The organism is Ekhidna sp., from assembly GCF_040223195.1.
Taxonomy (GTDB): Bacteria; Bacteroidota; Bacteroidia; order Cytophagales; family Cyclobacteriaceae; genus Ekhidna.
Genome location: NZ_JAVKDX010000012.1, coordinates 278715 through 297938 on the forward strand (window position 1 = coordinate 278715; position 19224 = coordinate 297938).

The following is a 19224-nucleotide window of genomic DNA, read 5'->3' on the forward strand; positions in this document are numbered from 1 at the left end:
TTATTCAAACCCAAATCCATCGTCATCATCCTCCTCGATGGTGTCAAAGTTTTCATCTTCGGTGCTGGTATCGTCTGGTGAAACGAGATTGTAAGGCTCTTTGATTCCAAAATAGTTTAAGCGGAAATCGTTGATGAAGCCGAGGGTTTCATTTTCCGTGCCCAACCCAATGATAAGCTCACCCGGCTTAGAACTTTCCGCGTTGGATTTTGATTTGATCAGCTCGTTGAATTTTGGATTGGATGAGTAAAGGATCAGTTGATTGAACGTGTAACCGATGTAATACCATATCCCGGGAGCTGCCTGGATAAAGAGGTTTACAACCTCAGCCCCAGATTCATCTTTTTTGATCTCCAGAAACCCATCGAGTTTGGCATTGAGGTCGTTTTGATAGATGTTTGAGATGGCCAGTTTCGTGGTATTGTGCCAGGCCTTTTGCTCAGGGCTCCACTTCATCTTCACACCAGAGATGAACAGTTGGCGCTCCAGGTCCCTTGAAACAGAAACCAGAGATGTATAATCTTTCAGGCTCGACTGTTCGTATTGCTTGGCTATCCCATCGCTGGTCATGTTGGCGAGCTTGTATAAAAGCTCCAGCGAGATATCATTGGCCAGTGGGGGGCCTATTCGCTCAATGATATCGATCAGGTCTTCTGCCATGATGTCGAACGAACCATTTGGGGCAGGGAAATCCATGGCAAACATGGCATCTGCCGTGTATTCATTGGTCTCTTTGTTTCCCACGCCGAGAATTGATGACTCAATTTTGATCTGGGTATTGATCGGGCTGATGAAGTTGGCTTTGCCTTCAAAAATGATTGACTTCAGCGTATCCGTGTACATCATGGTATGCCCCTGATAGGAGCTACCGTCGGTTTTAGCCGGATTTTCAATGCGATAGGTCTGGATGGAATCGGTATAGGTGAGGAGGCCGCTTGCACGGAAGAAATCCAAATCAGAACTACTTGCTTTGGGCTCGATAAAAGTGGAGTACAGTTCATCCCGGATATTTAGGTGGATACCAGCCGATACTTGCTCACCGCTTTCAAAAAGGGCATTGTCAAAGGGCAATTGAACGTCCCGCTCACCTTCCGTCCGCTTGAATTGTACCCAATGATTGTAGGTTGGATCAGCCAACTTTAGCTTGACCAAACCATCCAGCTCCAGTGCGGGTTTCGAGGCATACATGATTACGGATCCTTTGTAAAGGAAGCCCGGGGAAATGGTAACGTTTTGATTTTCCAGCACCTCACCACCGGACACTGTCATCAACCGGGTTTCATAATTTCCTCTTCTGTCCGGCTCACCTACCTGCACTTCCTGCAGCTCAAAGCTGTCAAAACGAATGTCGAATGTGTCTGTGCCCACAATCTGCTGATAGAAGGCGTTTCCCTCAAACTTATTTCTCGACCAGATTCGGATGGAGGCACGATCGAGATAGTGGTATCCATTCAGCGTGTCGATGATGATTTCGGCGTTTTCGAATTTCTGCAAAACGGAGTTTGCAAGAATGGTCGTTTCATGCCCAGCCGGGATGATCTTGGAATCAGCCACCGTGATGTACGGAATCCCCTGCACATTGAGTTCTTGAGAATTAATATCGTAAACCGCACGCTCGGCATTGAATGCCAATGAATCCAGATCGTCACGCGTGGTGAAGAAGTAGGAGTCTTTGATATCAATGTTTTCGGGCTTGGTCATGGTTACCACCGAATCTTCCAGATCCCAGACCGCCTCGGTGATGGAGGTCTTCATCTGGGCATAAGGAAATGAAATGGCAGCCACACCTACCTTTTCAGGACGAATGGTTGCCGTGTTTGATGTCAGGTCAAAGTCCAGTCGGATATCATCCCCTTCCATCGCTGACTTGGTAGGGTCATCCGTCAATACTTCAAACTGTGCATGACGTGCGCCATACTCCAGCTCCTTAAAGGTCAGGTCGCCCGACTCGGCTTTCGATCCGCGTGTAAGCATGGTTCCTCCTCCAAATACGCCTTTGGTGGTGATATTGGCAAAGCCTTCCAGCTCAGCGGTGGAATTGTAGAATTTGAATGGCTCTCCTACCGTTCGCAAATACATACTGTCTTTTCGCGGTAGCCAATACATGTCATAAGTTCCCAATACGGCCTCAGGGAAGCTGGCTCCTTTGTAAGTTCCGGGAGATATAACCCCACCTGTTCCGTCCGTGGTTACAGAGTCAGGATAGTAGATGAAGTCATCCGAATAGATGGTAGTGGTGAGAAAGTCGATCTGTCCATAGCCCCTCATCCCCTTGCTGCTCAAGCGAATTTCCTCGTATGTTTTTGCCTCAGTTCCATAAAGGTTGTAGCCTTCATCCGGAATCTGGTGTGTAAACCCAAGTGATCGGTCTTCCTGGATGTGAAGCGTTTCCGGGAACGTTGGGAAGATGCCGCCTGAGTTAAATGTCCCCTCAAAGCTGATGGATTCGCCATCCTTTCGTTCCAAACTATCTACTTCAAATGGCGGGATGATGAACTTCACTGATTTGTCATAAGCGCCATTTAAGATTTCTTTTCCATCAAAATAGACAATCGCCTCACTGTCTGAATTAAAGTACGGGTAGCGATTGTTTTGTCTCACCCCGGACCTGTTGTCCGGGCTATTCAAATAGAGTGTGCCTGATGTTTCGGTCAGCTCGTTTTGAAGGGTGACCTGCTCAAACCCTGCGTCAGCCTTGGTGGAGTCACGCAAAGGCACTGTCAGCCTCATCGAATCAATTTGAGGCATGTTGAACAGAAATTCACCATAATCAAACTGGTGACCTATTCCCTTGTATTGAAAGTCACCGGCATGCACCATCCCGTCAAATTCCAGGTTTCTCCCCTTCAGTAAAGTGACAGAGCTATCCTGAGGTTCAGCATAGATTTTATAGTCTGTGGTGAGGTAAAACCTGCTCACACCTCGCACCTTTAGTGTACCGCTATCCAGACTTAGGTGTGCGTTTGATCCATTCTTGATTTTGGATGGTACCATCAGGTTATCAAAGTCAACTTTTTCTGCGGAAGCGTCATAGTAGTGGAAAGCTTTGGGGTAAAGCTTGACAAGACCTGTTGTTTCATTGTAGTCAGCAAATCCGTATTGAGAAAGCACCTTACCTGCACCTTTGGCAAATCGCTCGTCTATTTCGTATTCGGCGGCCAGCTCACCCACATAAAACTCTTCCAGCCCATATTTTTTTGCATAGTAAACCGAGGCGCTGATTGGGTGAAAATCCAGAAACTGTCCGAGCTTTCTGAACCTGATTGCATCAAAAAAATCTTCTGACTCAAACGTGGCTGGGAGCAGGTCTTTTCCATTCATGATCTCCAGGGAGATGGAATCCCTTTCCATATTCCATTTGACAAGATCTACATTCATGGATATTGCAAAATAGGAGGAGTGAAAAGGTGTAAGCGTAGAGTTCCTCAGCACCATTAGCTCCCGGTCGATCAAATTAAACTTAGCCCTGACGGACTTGTGGAAAATGGAATCGCTTCCATGCACAATGGTGATGGAGCCACTATTCATCGATACGAGGGAATCCCCAAGAAAAAACTCTTTTGACTTCAGCACCACCGAATGGCCCCTTCCATCCAGAATTTTTAGCGTCCCTGCTTCACGGGATACAGACTTCCCGTACAGCTTATTGCCACGGAGCTGGATGCCTCCGGTGTAGCTCAGCTTTTCATCAGTGAGTTTGACGGTGACATTTGCTTTGTTGGAAGTAAAAGTTGGGAAGTCATTTAGTGCCCGCTTGGGTCTTGCCAGGCTCTTATATTCAAACACTCCTTCTACCTGCCCACCCACCAGCTCGTCAAACTGAAGCGTGGCATTAGGAGTCCAGAAATCTGACCGGTCTTTTTTCAGATGGAAATCTTTGAGCTGGATGAGTGCCCCTCGGAACTTGGTATTTAATGCCGGCCACTCGATAGAGCCCTGGCTTCCGAGAAGGGATCTGTTTTTCAGAAGAAATGTACCATTTACACTTTTTATCCTGAGCGAGTCATAGGGTGTGGAAAGAATCACCCGTGCATTTTTGATTTCGATTACTGGCCCTTCTGGTTCAGGATGCACGTATTGATATTGCTTTAGCGTCAAATAGTCTGGGATGTTTGGTGAATAGCTGGGACGCACAGCCTGAGGGGCAGCTTCTTCAACTGGCTCACTTCCCCAAGTATCGTTGCTTCCCCATGAATCATTCCCCCAGCTGTCGTTGCTGTCTCCCCACGAATCATCACTATCACCCCATGAATCATTGCCCCACGAGTCGTTGGAATCTCCCCAGCTATCATTACTGTTGCTCCATGAGCTGTTTCCCCAGCTATCGCCGGAGGTGTCATCTACGATTTCGGGCATTTCTTCTTCTTCAATAAGAGGCACTTCATCTTCCTGTACAACCTCTTCTTCTGGCTCCTCAATTGCGACATATTCGTCCAGCAGCTTGAAGTCAAACGTACCTTCACTGGCCTGCACAGCCAGGTTTTTATCGAGGCTCAGATATCTTCTGGCAAAGTAGATGTTGAGCCCAAAGAGAAATTCCTTGTATTCGGACTTGCTGAGGGTTCGCACCACCTGTTCGTTTATTTCCAGCACTTTGTCTAGCTGGTCTCGTTGTAGATTTTCCTGTGTGACAGAGTAGGCCAGATAGGTAAAAAAGTGGTAGAAGTAGGGGTAAAACTGATACCCTTTCTTTTGCATGGTCAGTGCGATCTGGTGTGCTTTGTCCTGCTGTGCTGAGGTAAACTTGCCATCCCATGCGTTTTGAAAATCGTAAGCAATCTTATTGGCAGATTCAGTTCCGATAGCGCGCAACTTAGCGATAGCCTGAGCCCGAAACTCCGTCTTGTCCTGGGAGAATCGCTGAGCCTGTGCCACGGTAATCATGAGCACACATGCGAAAACGGAAACTATTAGCGAGCGCATCAAGCGTTAAAGATATTTATAAGTATACAGTCTATCGCCACATAGACGTCTGTTTTAGACGGAGAGTTTTTCCAGGGCCAGCATAGCCCAATTGTCTCTGGTCGTGGTTTTAAGTTTTTTGAGGTGATGATTTTCGGCTTCTCTCACCAGGTCATCCACATCATTTTCGTAAAAGCCACTCAATATGAGCTGTCCTCCATTGACCAGCCTCCTGGTATATTCACCAGTTTGATCCAGCAACACATTCTTGTTGATGTTGGCTATCACAATATCAAAATCGTGAGCACCTACTTCCGAGATTTGTCCCTTGATCAACTCTACGTCTTTCACGTCATTTAACGCAAAATTCTCTTCGCTATTTTCAATGCACCAGTCATCAATATCCGTGGCAACCAATGTGCTGGCTCCTCGCCTGGCAGCCATGATTGCTAAAATGCCAGTGCCAGTGCCGACATCAAGTACCCGCTTGTTTGCGTGATTAAGGCCTATTTGGTAATCTAATACCTGATAGGTGGTGGCATGGTGCCCTGTACCAAAGGACATTTTTGGGGTAACGATGATTTCGTATTCAAACTGGGGCTGTGGCTGGTGAAATGAAGCACGCACGATACACTTGTCACCCACGATGATGGGGTCGTAGTTTTTCTCCCACTCCTCGTTCCAATTGATTTTTTCCTGCTCCTTGATCTCAAAACCAATATTTGGAAACAGGGCGATGATCTCATTGACTTTCGCATCATCATAGCTTTCCTGATTGCAACTGCCCTCAAACCCATCATCAAATTCCTGAAAGGAGTCAAAACCGATTTCGAAAAGCTCGGCAATCAGTACCTCCGACAAATCAGGCGGGCAGGTGACTTTGATTGTGACAAAATCCATCAATCGAACGCTTTAATGATGTTGGTGAAGTCGCGAGATTTCAGACTGGCCCCACCGATCAGGCCTCCATCTACATCTGGCTGGGAGAAAATTTCCTTGGCATTTTCCGGCTTCACACTTCCTCCATAGAGAATGGAAATGGAGTCTGCCACCTCCCGGGAATATTTAGCGGATAGTTGCTCCCTGATGAAAGCATGCATTTCCTGAGCTTGCTCAGCGCTGGCAGTTTTCCCCGTGCCAATGGCCCAGACAGGCTCGTATGCAATCACTACTTTCCTGATCTGGTCTTCTGAAAGGCCAAATAGCGCTTTTTCCACCTGAGTGTCAACCAGCGACTCGTGATCTCCTGCCTCTCGCACTTCCAGCCTTTCGCCGCAGCAGAAAATAGGGGTCAGGTTATTTTCTAAAGCAAAGCTTACCTTCTCTGCAAGCAATTCATCCGTTTCCCCGAAAAATTCCCTCCGTTCACTGTGGCCGAGAATTACATAGGTAGCTCCGCAAGAGACCAGCATAGCAGCTGAAACTTCGCCGGTGTAGGCACCACTTTGGCTTTGGTGACAATTCTGAGCACCCAGGGAAATTTTACTTGATGAACCAATGAGATTGAAGATGCCGGTGAGATGAATGAAGGGCGGGATGAGAACAACCTCTGCATTGTTGTTTACCTCGTCTTCCACCATGTGAATGACTTCTGAAGCCAGCTTTTTTCCTTCCGGCAGGGTACAGTTCATCTTCCAGTTTCCAGCTACTATTTGTTTTCTCATGCTCAAGTATGTTTTCAGACTGCAATGATAGCAAGCTTAGGGTATTTGATCGTTGAGAAAAAGTCTTCTGCTCATAGGTGTAGATGCGCGCTTATCGATTAGTATTTCGGATTTAGGTAATTTCGATTCTTTTCTAGCCATCTTGGCAAATCATAAAAGCTGATAATATGAAGGATGTTGTAAAGTTCAGGGCACTGATAGGAATAGCTCAGGCAGACGGAGAGTTTGATAACTCCGAAAAGGAGTTTATTCGTCATTTAGCGGAACTGGAGGGCTTATCCATGAAAGAGCTAAAGGAACTTCTTCAGCATGCGGATAAAACAGGAAATCTTGTAAAGAATCTGACCTTTGATGATAAGGTCGATATTCTGGTCTACACTGTCAAGCTCATGAAGATCGATGGAAAGGTTTTGTTGAGTGAAATTAAATTCAGCGAGAGGGTGGCCAAGGCACTTGGTTTTGAGGAAAAGGCCATCGGGTTTTTATCGGGGATTATTGAGGGGAACCCCAACGTCACCCCTAATGTTGGGAGTATCAATCACCGGATGAGGAAGTATATGGTGGAGGAAGAGCTATAGCTTCTCCTTCAAATACTTGGCTGTATAATTATCCTTGAGCTTGATCATCTCCTCTGGAGTACCAGCGAAGCACAAATTACCACCTTCTTCTCCACCCTCTGGACCAAGATCAATGATCCAATCCGCATTTTTGATTACTTCAGTATTATGTTCGATAATCAGGACAGAATTTCCACCTTCCACTAGTGCATTGATAGCATCTAATAACTTCTTGATATCATGAAAGTGGAGTCCGGTAGTTGGTTCATCAAAGATGAAGAGGATGTGATCAGTGTTATTCGTTTTACTGCCTTTCGATAGAAAGGATGCAAGCTTCACCCGCTGTGCCTCTCCACCACTCAGCGAGTTTGATCCCTGGCCAAGTTTCACATAGCCTAGTCCTACATCGAAAAGAGGCTGAAGTTTATTGGTGATTGTATTATTTCCTTCGAAGAATTCTAGTGCTTCCTGTACGGAAAGGTCAAGCACATCTGAAATGTTCTTGTCATTGTATTTGACTTCCAGAATCTCTTTCTTAAATCTTTTACCACTACAATTTTCACAAGTCAGGTGGAGGTCCGCCATAAACTGCATTTCAATTTTCACGGTTCCCTCCCCTTCGCAGACTTCACATCTACCTCCATCTACATTGAAAGAAAAATGTGCTGGTTTAAAGTTGTTGGTTTTAGAAAGTGGTTGTTCAGAGTAGAGTTGACGGATTGAATCATATGCTTTCACATAGGTTACCGGGTTGGACCGAGAGCTTTTCCCTATGGGGTTTTGATCTACAAATTCTACCTGAGTGATTTTTTTATAATTGCCAGTCAGATTGGTAAATTTTCCTGATGCCTCCCCAATCAATCCTAACTGTTTTCCAATGGCCGGGTGAATGATTTTGCGCACAAGTGTAGATTTGCCAGAACCACTCACACCCGTAACAACTGTAAGTACACCAAGAGGAATTTCTACATCAATATTTTTGAGGTTGTTTTCTCTTGCTCCCTCAATCTGGATTGAAGTTCTCCAGGGTCTTCTTCTCTCCGGTACCGGAATGGTTTCTTTTCCTTGAAGGTATTTCGAGGTGTAGGAGTTGGTTTCTCCATTCATATCTGAAGTCTTGCCTTGAAATACCAACTCTCCACCAAACACTCCCGCATCCGGTCCAATGTCGATGATTTGATCAGCCGCCTCCATCACCTTTTCCTCATGCTCCACAACAATGACAGTGTTACCTACATCGCGAAGTGTTTTTAATACATCGATCAGCCTATCCGTGTCTCTTGGATGCAATCCAATGCTCGGTTCATCCAAAATGTACATGGAACCAACTAGTGCACTTCCCAATGAAGTAGCCAGCTTGATTCGTTGAAATTCTCCACCGGAGAGTGTGCTTGTGAGCCGATTGAGCGTGAGGTATCCAAGCCCAACCTGATCCAGATATGAAAGCCGGTTTTTGATTTCTTCCAGGATTCGTTTAGCTACTTTTTCATCGTGCTTGCTTAGCTTGACAGAATCGAAAAAGGGTCTCAACTTTTTGACCGGCATCAAAACCAAATCTGTGATCGAGTGCCCGTCAATTTTTACGTAACTGGCGTCTTTTCGCAGCTTTGTTCCTCTACAATCCGGGCAGGTAGTTTTGCCCCGGTACCGGGAGAGCATAACCCGATACTGGATTTTATGGAGCTTGGATTCCAGATGAGCAAAAAAAGCATTTAGTCCATCAAAATATTCATTGCCTGTCCAGAGGAGGTCGTATTGTTCCTGAGTCAGCTCAGCAATAGGGCGATGGATTGGGAAATCAAATCGTATACCGTCTCGTAGCAAAGGTTCAGCCCACTTTTTCATGGTTTCTCCTTTCCAAGGAGCGATGGCCCCCTCATACACTGACAGGTTTCTGTCTGGAATCACAAGATCAGGATCTATGCCCAAAACCCGTCCAAACCCTTCGCATTTTCTACATGCACCATACGGATTATTGAAGCTAAAAAAATTAACAGAAGGTTCCTCAAACAGAATTCCATCGAGTTCAAAACGATCCGAAAAATTCTTTTTTCCTTTCCCTACTATGGTCACCAGGCAGTCTCCTTCTCCTTCGAAGAAGGCCGTTTGCACCGAATCGGCGAGCCTGAACTGTGTGGCTTCATCATTTTGAACCACGGCCCTATCTATAAGAATTTCAACATTCCCGTTCGGCGTTTTCTTGCTATCTAAAACATCCTGAATATATGCCACTTCGTTTTCGATGAGCACCCTGTTATAGCCTTTACTCATCAAGATTTGAAACTCTTTTGTCAGGGTTCGCTTTTCTTTTTGCTTGAGTGGGGTGGTGATCATAAGTTTAGATCCTTCTTCATGAGAGAGGATGTAATCCACCACATCAGTCACCGTGTCTTTTTTCACTTCTTTGCCCGAAGCAGGAGAAATGGTTTTTCCTATTCTAGCGAAAAGAAGCTTTAAATAGTCGTAGATCTCTGTTGTGGTACCTACGGTGGATCGAGGATTTCTCGAAGAAACTTTTTGCTCAATGGCAATGGCTGGGGCTACACCCTTGATGTAGTCCACTTCAGGCTTCTCCATTCTGCCCAAAAATTGACGGGCATAGGAGCTTAAACTTTCTACATACTTCCTCTGACCTTCTGCAAAGAGAGTGTCAAAGGCAAGTGAAGATTTGCCGGAACCTGATAAACCTGTGATCACCACTAGTTGGTCACGTGGGATAGCTACATCCAGATTCTTCAGGTTATTCACCCGAGCACCTTTGATGATGATGTATTCTTTAGGATCCAGATTATCGATATTTCCAACCATTTTGGGGGTCTGCCTGTCTATGAAACACTAACAAAAGAATTCGGTTTCATGCCGCGCAAAAATAAGGTGCAGACTTTTCCGAGTTGTTGAAATTTTATATTCTTGTCCGCTTAAAATATTTCTAACCCTAAACCCTATAATATGATATAGACCTCTACGTTAACAAACAGGTGAAATACATGAATAAGACAAGTTTGAATGATAGCGAATTGCTATCCCTCTATATTGGAGGAAACGAAGAGGCATTTGAGGAGCTCCTCAATCGTCATAAGGATCGGGTTTTTACCACCATCTATTTAATTGTAAAAGACAGGTATACTGCCGAAGATCTCATGCAGGAGGTTTTCATCAAGGCAATTCGTACCATCAAATCCGGCAGGTATAATGAGGAAGGAAAGTTTCTTCCATGGATTCTAAGAATCGCTCACAACCTGTCCATAGACCACTTTAGAAAAGCGAAACGCTATCCGATGATCGTGATGGAGGATGGCAGCAGTGTGTTTAACACACTTGATTTTTCAGAGTCGTCTATTGAAGAAGAACATATCAAACAAGATACCTACAACCTTCTGAAAGCCTACATCAAGGATTTACCAAACTCACAGCGTGAGGTGCTCGTAATGCGACACTACATGAAGATGAGTTTTCAGGAAATCGCTGATGCAACAGATGTAAGTATCAATACGGCGCTAGGAAGGATGAGGTATGCTTTGATAAACTTGAGAAAAAAGTTTGAGCAAACCCAAAACGCGTATGACAAAAACCTTTACAAAAGATGATTTAGTAAGATTTCTATATGACGAGGTAAATGAGGACGAGCGATTGGAGATCAAAGAATCGCTGTGTGCTGACATGGAACTCCGAGCAAGTTTGGATGAAATGGAAGAAGCAAAATCTGCTTTAGAAGCTTTGACAATCAAAGCTCCACAGGATGTTGTTTCTAGGATTCTTTATGCATCGAAAAACCTAACTGTTAGTAGTTAGACCCTAGAAATTAGACTTTAGATGCTGACTGTTCCACTACGGATTAAATTCAGCATGACTTTTTTATTATTAATTGTCATTCTGAACTTGTTTCAGAATCTATTCTAATTTTAGGCGATGACCAAGAAGGAGCGATACGAAGCATTCGTCAAATACTTTTCAGAATCTTACCCCCAACCGGAAACCGAATTACAGTATTCGAATCCGTTTGAGCTACTTGTGGCTGTTGTGCTGAGTGCACAATGTACCGACGCAAGGATCAATAAGGTTACGCCTGCTTTATTCAGGGATTTTCCTACTCCTGAGTACATGGCGGCTAGCCACTTTGATGAATTGTTTCCTTACATAAGGAGCGTGTCGTATCCGAACAATAAGACCAAACACCTGCTATCTCTTAGTAAAAGGCTTGTCGAAGAATTCAATTCGGAAATTCCAACTACAATCAAAGAGCTCACCTCTTTACAGGGTGTGGGGAGGAAGACGGCCAATGTGATTGTTTCGGTGCTCTACAATCAGCCTGCTATGGCTGTAGACACGCATGTGTTTCGAGTTTCCAAAAGATTAGGCTTGGTTACCCAAACGGCTAAAACTCCATTAGAGGTAGAAAAGCAGCTCGTAAAACATATCCCTGAGGAATATATTTCACGAGCGCATCATTGGCTCATCCTTCATGGACGTTACACTTGCCTCGCCCGAAAGCCCCAGTGTGAAAAGTGTGAGATCACTCACTTCTGCAAGTACTACGAGAAGAATTTTCTGAACGTGTAATGGTGAAATAGTACCTATTGCCGAATACATGGTTGGTTTCTTCGAAAACAGATTTGCTATTTTCAAATAAGCAACCATCTTTAAGGCTCAGAATGAGAATTCTTTACGTCCACCAATATTTTAAAACTCCTGAAGAAGGAGGATCCATCAGATCATATTATCTGGCAAAGGGATTGTCAGAAGCAGGTCATCAAGTGACCATGCTTACAGCTCACAACTCATCGTATGAAGTGAAAAAAGTGGATGGCATTGAAGTGCACTACTTGCCAGTTCCTTATGATAATAGTTTTGGATTTTTGCAGCGTCTGTGGGCGTTTTACCGATTTGTTCGTTTGGCTCGAAAGGAAGCTCTGGGCTTGCCAAAGCAAGATCTGGCTTATGTGATGACCACTCCGCTGACCACCGGATTCATCGCCACTTATCTAAAAAAAGAACTCGATCTGCCGTACTATTTTGAGGTGGGGGATTTGTGGCCGGAGGCACCAATACAAATGGAGATCATAAAGTATGCCTGGCTCAAGAAATGGCTTTATTCTTTGGAGAGGAGATTCTATTTTGAAGCAGATAAGGTAATTGCATTATCACCGGCGATCAGAAATTACATTGAGAAAGTGAGCCCCCATACCAAAGTGTATGTGATCCCCAACATGGCAGATTGCTCATTCTTTGAGGCCGAATATAGTGTGGGGGATTTCAGTGAAAACAACCAGTTTCAGATTACTTATTGTGGTGCGCTCGGAAAGGCGAATCACCTCGAATATTTGATTGATGCGGCGAGACAGTCGAAAGAGGCCAACCTTCCTGTCCACTTCAATATCATTGGATATGGCTCGGAGCTGAAGCGGCTAAAGAGCATGACTAAAAGGTTACGGAACGTTTCCTTTTATCCTCACTCCAGTAAGCACTGTGTGAAAAATCTTCTGGATAAAAGTGATGCGGTGTATGTGTCGTTTAAGGATGTGGAAGTGCTGGGCACGGGAAGCCCGAATAAGTTTTTTGACTCGCTGGCCTCCGGTAAGCTCACCATCATAAACTTTGAAGGCTGGATCAAAAACCTGATCAAAAAAAATAAGTGCGGATTCCATCACGATCCCCATTCTTCTTCGGAGTTTGTAAGAAAACTGAAGGTCTTCCTGGAGTCTCCTGAATTACTAGCCAGGTACCAGAGAAACGGACGAAAGCTTGCAGAACTGTATTATGACAAGAATATTCAAATAACCAAGCTGCTGAAAATCCTCAACAACGAATACAAGTTTGAGGTCACAGAATCTGAGGTGTATATTTTGACGGCTTGACCCACCCCTAGCCTCGAAGCGTCGAACCGCTCCAAGGAGGGGAATGAATTAGCTACCTGATGGTTTGTATTTTGATTCAGTAAATATCTTGTTGAAGTCGGTTTCCGCCATAATTTCCTGAACGGAAGCACCAGTTTTCTCAGCGTAAGCATTCACAATCTCCCAGCCCAACCATCTCCCTATTCGCCCCGGGCACTTATCACCAATTTCATAAACCACGGGTCGCTCTCCAATAAATCGCTGTTTCATGGTGTGATCGGCTTCATACAGCCATTCATTTTGCACAAAATTGGCCCAGATGATTGCATCATTTTTGTAAATATCTACCCACTCTTCTTCGGTGTAACCAATCAGGATATTGCCTGGAGTGCAGGGGAGGATTTTACTTAGCAGAAAATACGACTTTCCGTAATCGATCATTTCAGCCAGCATGGCATCTCCCTTGCTTTTTGCAATGTACTGGCTGGAGATAAACTGCAAAATGCTTGCGGCCAGATGCTCAGTATTGTACCGTCGAAGGATATAATGAGGAATTTGCTGTGGAGCATAGGTTGCTCCTTCGCCGATAAAAAAGTCCATTCCGATCATTATGTGATCATTGGAAATAAAAAGGTCATTATATAATCCGGTCACGCAAGTTTGAACCACCGGAGATGGGGCATTGGGATAATACATTTTCAATCTCCCAAGACCATCCTCAAGTGTTTTTACCACCTCATCAAAGTTTTCGAAAGCACCCACAGATTCCTGATAAAGTGTATCGATAGAGGGGTTTTGAATAAGTCCAAATATGCGGTTGGCCAGGACGGAATCTGCAGGGTACTGATCAGCGTGAAGAAAAAACTGCGCAAAGTCCTGTTGATTTTCTAAAAATGCTTCTACCTGCTCTGAAGATTGGCTTTGAAAGAGCTCCTGCTCTAATCGTTCTACCTTCAAATCTATGCTGAGTGGCTCTACAGACTCCCTGCAGGGCTGGCTATTGCATGAGGCCAAGAAAACAAGGCAAATCATTAGGAGGACTACTCGCATACTATCTATTTTTGATGGCAAATTTAGAAGTATCAACGACACATGAAGAAGTTTCTTTTCCTACTCATCGTTCTTTCAGCATTTGGATCGCAGGCACAGATCAAACTTGGTTTGAAACTAGCTCCAGTTATTGCTGCAAACAGAGCAAAAAATGACGCCCAAACGGTTGAAAACGACGGTTCTAAGATGAAATTCTCCATCGGTCTGATTGCTGATAAAACACTATCTGATACCTATTTTCTTAGCTCCGGTTTAGTCTACCTTCCGAAGAGGGTGGCTTTTAGAGATGTGACTGGAACGATTGAAGAAGAGTACAAGCTTCAGTACCTTCAGATTCCTGCAACGTTGAAACTTTTCACGAATGAGATAGCGCCAGACCTGAAAGGATACCTTCAGATAGGTTCTGCTTTGGAGATCATGGTTTTCAATGAAGAAGAAGACCCATCTTTCACCACAATAGAAAAGTTTACTCCTATTGATATACCTGTGATCCTGGGAGCAGGTGTCGAATTCCGCGCCGGAATAAACACGACGATCTTTGGAGGGTTTTCCTATCAGCGTGGGTTGGTCAATGTCGTAAATAGTGCTGAGGCTCCTTTTGGAGATCTTCAGCTTCGCAATACGATCTTTTCTATTGACCTAGGAGTGAAGTTCTAAATTCCTTTATCAGTAAGAAAGTAAGTTTTTCACTCGTTTCTCCAGTCGCTCATTCGGAAGAAAATTCTTCTCTAAATCTGCTGCGAATGGAACCGGTGTGTCCAGGCTGGCTTCTCTCATCACTGGCGCATCCAGGTGCTCAAAGCAATGCTCCGAAATCCAGGCTGCAATCTCTCCGCCGATTCCTCCTGTAAGGCAGTCTTCATGAAGTACCAGCACACGTCCCGTTTTCTTTGCTGAAGCTTCTACTGTTTTCTTATCCCAAGGCAATAGAGTTCTGAGATCAATTACCTCAATGGAATCATCCGATTGATTTGCAAGTTGCAGTGCCCAGTGCACGCCCATTCCGTAAGTCACAATGGTAATATCCGAACCTTCTTTGACAATGGCTGCCTTACCAACTTCTGTGGTATAATAGGCATCCGGGACATCCTCGGTGAGTGATCGGTACAGCGCCTTGTGCTCAAAGTATAAATATGGATTAGGGTCCTCAATAGCCGCTGCAAGCAGTCCTTTTGCGTCTACAGGATTTGACGGATACACAATTTTTAACCCAGGCGTGTGGAAAAACCATGCCTCATTGGATTGAGAGTGAAAAGGGCCTGCTCCCACTCCGGCACCTGTTGGCATTCGCACAACCACATCTGCGTTTTGACCCCATCGGTAGTGGATCTTTGCAAGGTTGTTTACAATTTGGTTGAAGCCTTCCGTTACGAAATCGGCGAATTGCATTTCAACAACAGACTTCATTCCCGCAATGCTCAAACCAAGGCCTGTACCTACAATTGCAGATTCACAAAGCGGAGTGTTACGGATTCGGTCTTTGCCAAACTGCTCCATGAAGCCTTCGGTGATTTTGAATACCCCTCCATAATCAGCAATGTCCTGTCCCATCACCACCAGGTCAGGGTGCTTTTCCAGAGACTGTCGCAGGCCATCTGAGATGGCATCCACAAAGCGCTTGGATGATTTTTTGCCTTTCGGAGCAACTACTTTTTGTTCGTATGGGAAGTACACATCCGCTACTTCTGTTTCTGTGCTGGCCGTGACCGGCTCTTCAGCAAATGCTTCTTTTACTGCATCACTAATTTCTTTTTGAATGGCCTTTCTGATGTCCGTGATTTGATCATTGGTACACACCTTTTCTTTGATGAGGTAGCTTTCAAATGCTTTCACCGGATCTTTTTTGGCCCAGTGCTCCATGAGCTCTTTGGGTACGTACTTGGTGCCGGAAGCTTCTTCATGCCCTCTCATCCGAAAGGTCTTCGCTTCGAAAATGATTGGTCGGGGATTCTTTCGGATATCTTCTACCAGCGGCTCAAGTTCATTCAGCACTTCCAGAATGGAGTTGCCTTCTACACTGTAGGCCTCCATACCATAGGCAGGACCTTTTACGACAAATGAATTGAAGTTGAACTGCTCCCGGCTTGGTGTGGAAAGTCCATAGCCATTGTTTTCGATCACGAAAATCACAGGGAGTTTCCAGACAGATGCCACGTTTACAGCTTCATGAAAATCTCCTTCGCTGGTGCCCCCATCGCCGGTAAATACTAAGCTGACCTTCTCCTCTTTTTTCAGTAAATGAGAAAGGGCAATCCCATCAGCAATACCTAACTGCGGACCCAGGTGTGAGATCATCCCCACAATCTTGTAATCCTGAGTGCCGAAGTGGAAGCTTCGATCCCTGCCTTTGGTGAATCCATTTATTTTTCCCTGAAATTGGGAAAACAACCGCTGGAAGGGGACGCCTCTTGAAGTAAATACTCCGAGGTTTCGGTGCATGGGAAGGATGTATTCATCCTTGTTGAGTGCTAAGGCAGCTCCTACGGAAATAGCCTCCTGCCCAATGCCGGAAAACCATTTGCTAATCTTACCCTGACGAAGCAGAATGAGCATTTTATCCTCGATCAAACGTGGGGTTACGAGCGCCTTGTGGATGGCTAAAAGCTCTTCGTTGGTTCGGTTTTTCCGGTCGAATTTCATGGGGTTAATAAATCTAGATGCGAAATAAGTGCATCAGGCCCAAACCGTAAGCCCCTCGGTGCAGTTTTTACAAATTTCAATTTCAGATCGGGAATTTAGTAATGCATTTCTGAAGTTTTGGTAGGGTTTTGAAAACCAGATTTCTTCGAATGATTTTTCAGAAACACTACCCATGCTGTGGCTCGCATCTTTGTCGAAACAGCAGGGAATAACCTGACCGTCCCAGGTGACAACACAGCTCTGCCACATCTTCCAGCATTTGTTTTCGAGCTCGTTTTTGATAGAATAAGAGCCATCACCGTTTGGCCGATAGCGGCTGTATTTGTCCATAGTTGGGATTAGTGGGCTGCCATTTTCATAGTCATAAATCTGGGCGGTTTTAAAAGCGACTTTGTCCACACCGAACTCTTTTGCCAGCTTTTTGATTTTGGGGATTTCATGTTCATTTGGCCGAACTACCAGAAACTGCCAGACGACTTTTGGGCTTTTGGATTTCAATTCCTTTCTCCACTTTAAAATATTTTGGGTTCCCTCCAGCACTTTGGTGAGATCGCCTTCTTTTCGGTAAGATTCGTATGTTTCCTGAGATGCACCGTCGATAGAAATAATCAATCTATTCAGCCCTGACTCTACTGTTTTTCTGGCATTCCCATCATCCAGAAAATGAGCGTTGGTGGAGGTGGTCGTATAGATTTTAAACTTGTCAGCCACTTTCACCATATCCAGAAACTGAGGATTGAGATAGGGCTCACCCTGGAAGTAGAAGGTAAGATAGATCAGGTGCTCATGCACATCCTGCATGATTTTTTCGAAAAGCTGTGTGTCCAGTTTTCCCGTAGGCCGGGTAAATGATCTCAGTCCGCTGGGGCATTCCGGGCACCTGAGATTGCAAGCGGTTGTCGGTTCAATAGCCATGCTAATGGGTAATCCAATCATTGAGGATTTCCCTGTTTTGATAGAGCGCTGATAACTTCGCCATATGTTCCAGGCATTTGAAACCCTTTTTGGCGTTAGCTTTGAAGCGAGTGAGATGCTATCGTGCAGATTGACAATCATTGCAAAAACAAAGTAAACACTTGAATCATGAGATTCGTATTTCTGAGCGTCCTAATTTTTCTCTCCACTTTTTCCACCGCACAAATCAGATTGTCTGAGGGGGCCGAGATTGCAGTTGTGACCATTGGCCCTTATCAGGGGGAGGTGTGGTCTGCCTTTGGCCATAGTGGTATTCGGGTGGTAGATTCTAAGCGGGGGATCGACTGGTTTTATAACTATGGCCTGTATGATTTCGAGCAGGAAAATTTCTTTCTAAACTTCGCTCAGGGACTTCTCAAGTATCGTGTGGGAGTCAGTAAATACGATCGTGTTGTCAGGTATTATAAAAGTCAGAATCGGTATGTGAAAGAGCAGTACCTCAATTTGACTTCTGAGGAAAAGCAGCAATTCTTCGATTTTCTTCAATGGAATGTGCAGCCCGAGAATGCCGAATATCTCTACAACTATGTATATGACAATTGTGCCACGAAAATCCGTGATGTTCCGGAAGAGCTTTTCCCGAATCGCATAGCGTTTGACCTGAGCTATAAGAAAGAAGGAAAAACCATCCGTGATTTGATGGAAGATTACCTGGATTATCAACCTTGGGGAGATTTGGCGATTGATATTGGGCTCGGTATGCAAGTCGATAGAGAAGCGGAGGGTAAGGAATACATGTTTCTTCCGGAGTACATCTTCAAAGCATTTTCAGGCGCAACTATTGATTGGGATAGCACAAAAGTTCCTTTGGTTTCGAAAGAGGTAATTGTGTTTGCTCCTTCTGAAGAGGTGCATTCAAACACTCTGATGACCCCTTTGAACACGTTTATCCTGGTTTTCTTCATCGCTGGGTTGATCACCCATAGAAACATGAAGTACGGAAAGCGGACAGGCTGGATCGATTCACTACTTTTTTCTCTTGTGGGATTTGCCGGATGGTGGGTGGTTTTTCTCTGGTTTGGTACGGAGCATCTATCCCAAAACAATCTTAACATCCTGTGGGCATTGCCCTTCCACCTTCCGCTCGTCTTCTTTGTGAAGAAGGAAAAATATAGGATATTTTTCAGCAGGTACTTTAAGGTGATGGCCTACTGGTACTGTTTGCTGCTGATTGTATGGGCCATGCTGCCTCAGCCGCTCCACCAGTCGCTGGTGCCTCTTGTTTTGACGCTGGTACTTCGGAGCTTTTACAACAGCTATTATTTGAAATCTAAAAAGGCTCCAATTTTATCAGATAATGGAAAACCCTAACCTTCCACTTTCACGCCATTCCAAAAGGCCACATACCCTTTGATGTTTTTGGCAAGCTCACTTGTTTCAGGATAGTACCACGCAGCATCTTTATTTTCTTCCCCGTTTACCTCCAGTGAGTAATAACTGGCAGTTCCCTTCCAGGGGCAAACGGTGTGGGTATCAGTTTCCTTGAAAAATTCCTTCTTGATCGATGAGGGTGGGAAGTAGTGATTTCCTTCCACGACCACTGTCTCGTCACTTTCGGCGATCACTTCGCCATTCCATGTTGCTTTCATAAGTTCAGATGTT

At 44.8% G+C, this 19224-nt stretch carries 15 protein-coding genes; 7 read left to right on the plus strand and 8 right to left on the minus strand.

Going from position 1 to position 19224, the window contains the following annotated elements; translation table 11 throughout:
- The 3 genes from RLN88_RS06130 to tpiA are packed head-to-tail and all read right to left on the minus strand — an operon-like array spanning position 1 to position 6566.
- Positions 1-4923, minus strand: coding sequence for a hypothetical protein (locus tag RLN88_RS06130; RefSeq protein ID WP_350220498.1), 4923 nt, complete (start codon positions 4921-4923; stop codon positions 1-3).
- A 54-nt stretch (positions 4924-4977) separates the two neighbouring features.
- A complete protein-coding gene (prmA, locus tag RLN88_RS06135) occupies positions 4978-5802 on the minus strand; it encodes a 50S ribosomal protein L11 methyltransferase (RefSeq protein ID WP_350220499.1) in 825 nt (274 codons plus the stop codon).
- A complete protein-coding gene (gene tpiA, locus RLN88_RS06140; protein ID WP_350220500.1) occupies positions 5802-6566 on the minus strand; it encodes a triose-phosphate isomerase in 765 nt (254 codons plus the stop codon). Before tpiA ends, prmA begins: the two co-directional genes overlap by 1 nt.
- Positions 6567-6733: 167 nt before the next feature.
- Here tpiA and RLN88_RS06145 point away from each other — a divergent pair, with 167 nt between their 5' ends.
- A complete protein-coding gene (locus RLN88_RS06145) occupies positions 6734-7144 on the plus strand; it encodes a tellurite resistance TerB family protein (protein ID WP_350220501.1) in 411 nt (136 codons plus the stop codon).
- On the opposite strand, the gene uvrA is transcribed toward RLN88_RS06145, so the two are convergent.
- Entirely contained in the window at positions 7139-9931 is a 2793-nt protein-coding gene (gene uvrA, locus RLN88_RS06150) for an excinuclease ABC subunit UvrA (RefSeq protein ID WP_350220502.1), read from the minus strand. The two genes, RLN88_RS06145 and uvrA, sit on opposite strands and share 6 nt — an antisense overlap.
- A 179-nt stretch (positions 9932-10110) precedes the next feature.
- Here uvrA and RLN88_RS06155 point away from each other — a divergent pair, with 179 nt between their 5' ends.
- The 4 genes from RLN88_RS06155 (at position 10111) to RLN88_RS06170 (ending at position 12978) form a co-directional block, all read left to right on the plus strand.
- Entirely contained in the window at positions 10111-10710 is a 600-nt protein-coding gene (locus RLN88_RS06155) for an RNA polymerase sigma factor (protein WP_350220503.1), read from the plus strand.
- Positions 10685-10915, plus strand: a complete 231-nt coding sequence (locus RLN88_RS06160; RefSeq protein WP_350220504.1) for an anti-sigma factor — start codon at positions 10685-10687, stop codon at positions 10913-10915. Before RLN88_RS06155 ends, RLN88_RS06160 begins: the two co-directional genes overlap by 26 nt.
- Before the next feature lie 117 nt (positions 10916-11032).
- Positions 11033-11683: an endonuclease III gene (gene nth, locus RLN88_RS06165; RefSeq protein WP_350220505.1), complete on the plus strand. Its 651-nt coding sequence runs from the start codon at positions 11033-11035 to the stop codon at positions 11681-11683.
- A 92-nt stretch (positions 11684-11775) separates the two neighbouring features.
- Positions 11776-12978: a glycosyltransferase family 4 protein gene (locus RLN88_RS06170; protein WP_350220506.1), complete on the plus strand. Its 1203-nt coding sequence runs from the start codon at positions 11776-11778 to the stop codon at positions 12976-12978.
- 48 nt (positions 12979-13026) lie between these two features.
- Here RLN88_RS06170 and gldB read toward each other — a convergent pair whose 3' ends face one another.
- Positions 13027-14007, minus strand: a complete 981-nt coding sequence (gene gldB, locus RLN88_RS06175) for a gliding motility lipoprotein GldB (protein WP_350220507.1) — start codon at positions 14005-14007, stop codon at positions 13027-13029.
- Between the two features lie 42 nt (positions 14008-14049).
- Between gldB and RLN88_RS06180 the strand changes: the two genes are divergently transcribed.
- On the plus strand, positions 14050-14664 hold the full coding sequence (locus tag RLN88_RS06180) for a porin family protein (protein WP_350220508.1): 615 nt from the start codon (positions 14050-14052) through the stop codon (positions 14662-14664).
- 9 nt (positions 14665-14673) lie between these two features.
- Here RLN88_RS06180 and RLN88_RS06185 read toward each other — a convergent pair whose 3' ends face one another.
- The gene (locus tag RLN88_RS06185; RefSeq protein ID WP_350220509.1) at positions 14674-16647 is read right to left on the minus strand and encodes an alpha-ketoacid dehydrogenase subunit alpha/beta; all 1974 of its coding nucleotides are present in this window, start codon (positions 16645-16647) and stop codon (positions 14674-14676) included.
- 33 nt (positions 16648-16680) lie between these two features.
- Complete coding sequence (locus RLN88_RS06190) at positions 16681-17703, minus strand: radical SAM/SPASM domain-containing protein (protein WP_350220510.1); 1023 nt, start codon at positions 17701-17703, stop codon at positions 16681-16683.
- 27 nt (positions 17704-17730) lie between these two features.
- Here RLN88_RS06190 and RLN88_RS06195 point away from each other — a divergent pair, with 27 nt between their 5' ends.
- Entirely contained in the window at positions 17731-18933 is a 1203-nt protein-coding gene (locus RLN88_RS06195; RefSeq protein WP_350220511.1) for a lipoprotein N-acyltransferase Lnb domain-containing protein, read from the plus strand.
- On the opposite strand, the gene RLN88_RS06200 is transcribed toward RLN88_RS06195, so the two are convergent.
- Entirely contained in the window at positions 18930-19211 is a 282-nt protein-coding gene (locus RLN88_RS06200) for a DUF427 domain-containing protein (RefSeq protein ID WP_350220512.1), read from the minus strand. The two genes, RLN88_RS06195 and RLN88_RS06200, sit on opposite strands and share 4 nt — an antisense overlap.
- Positions 19212-19224: the final 13 nt, after the last annotated feature.

Coding starts and splice junctions, on each gene's coding strand:
- RLN88_RS06170 (WP_350220506.1), top strand. CDS start 11,776: ATGAGAATTCTTTACGTCCACCAATATTTTAAAACTCCTGAAGAAGGA.
- RLN88_RS06160 (WP_350220504.1), top strand. CDS start 10,685: ATGACAAAAACCTTTACAAAAGATGATTTAGTAAGATTTCTATATGAC.
- RLN88_RS06190 (WP_350220510.1), bottom strand. CDS start 17,703: ATGATTGTCAATCTGCACGATAGCATCTCACTCGCTTCAAAGCTAACG.
- gldB (WP_350220507.1), bottom strand. CDS start 14,007: ATGCGAGTAGTCCTCCTAATGATTTGCCTTGTTTTCTTGGCCTCATGC.
- RLN88_RS06130 (WP_350220498.1), bottom strand. CDS start 4,923: ATGCGCTCGCTAATAGTTTCCGTTTTCGCATGTGTGCTCATGATTACC.
- tpiA (WP_350220500.1), bottom strand. CDS start 6,566: ATGAGAAAACAAATAGTAGCTGGAAACTGGAAGATGAACTGTACCCTG.
- RLN88_RS06200 (WP_350220512.1), bottom strand. CDS start 19,211: ATGAAAGCAACATGGAATGGCGAAGTGATCGCCGAAAGTGACGAGACA.
- RLN88_RS06195 (WP_350220511.1), top strand. CDS start 17,731: ATGAGATTCGTATTTCTGAGCGTCCTAATTTTTCTCTCCACTTTTTCC.
- RLN88_RS06185 (WP_350220509.1), bottom strand. CDS start 16,647: ATGAAATTCGACCGGAAAAACCGAACCAACGAAGAGCTTTTAGCCATC.
- prmA (WP_350220499.1), bottom strand. CDS start 5,802: ATGGATTTTGTCACAATCAAAGTCACCTGCCCGCCTGATTTGTCGGAG.
- RLN88_RS06180 (WP_350220508.1), top strand. CDS start 14,050: ATGAAGAAGTTTCTTTTCCTACTCATCGTTCTTTCAGCATTTGGATCG.
- uvrA (WP_350220502.1), bottom strand. CDS start 9,931: ATGGTTGGAAATATCGATAATCTGGATCCTAAAGAATACATCATCATC.
- nth (WP_350220505.1), top strand. CDS start 11,033: ATGACCAAGAAGGAGCGATACGAAGCATTCGTCAAATACTTTTCAGAA.
- RLN88_RS06145 (WP_350220501.1), top strand. CDS start 6,734: ATGAAGGATGTTGTAAAGTTCAGGGCACTGATAGGAATAGCTCAGGCA.
- RLN88_RS06155 (WP_350220503.1), top strand. CDS start 10,111: ATGAATAAGACAAGTTTGAATGATAGCGAATTGCTATCCCTCTATATT.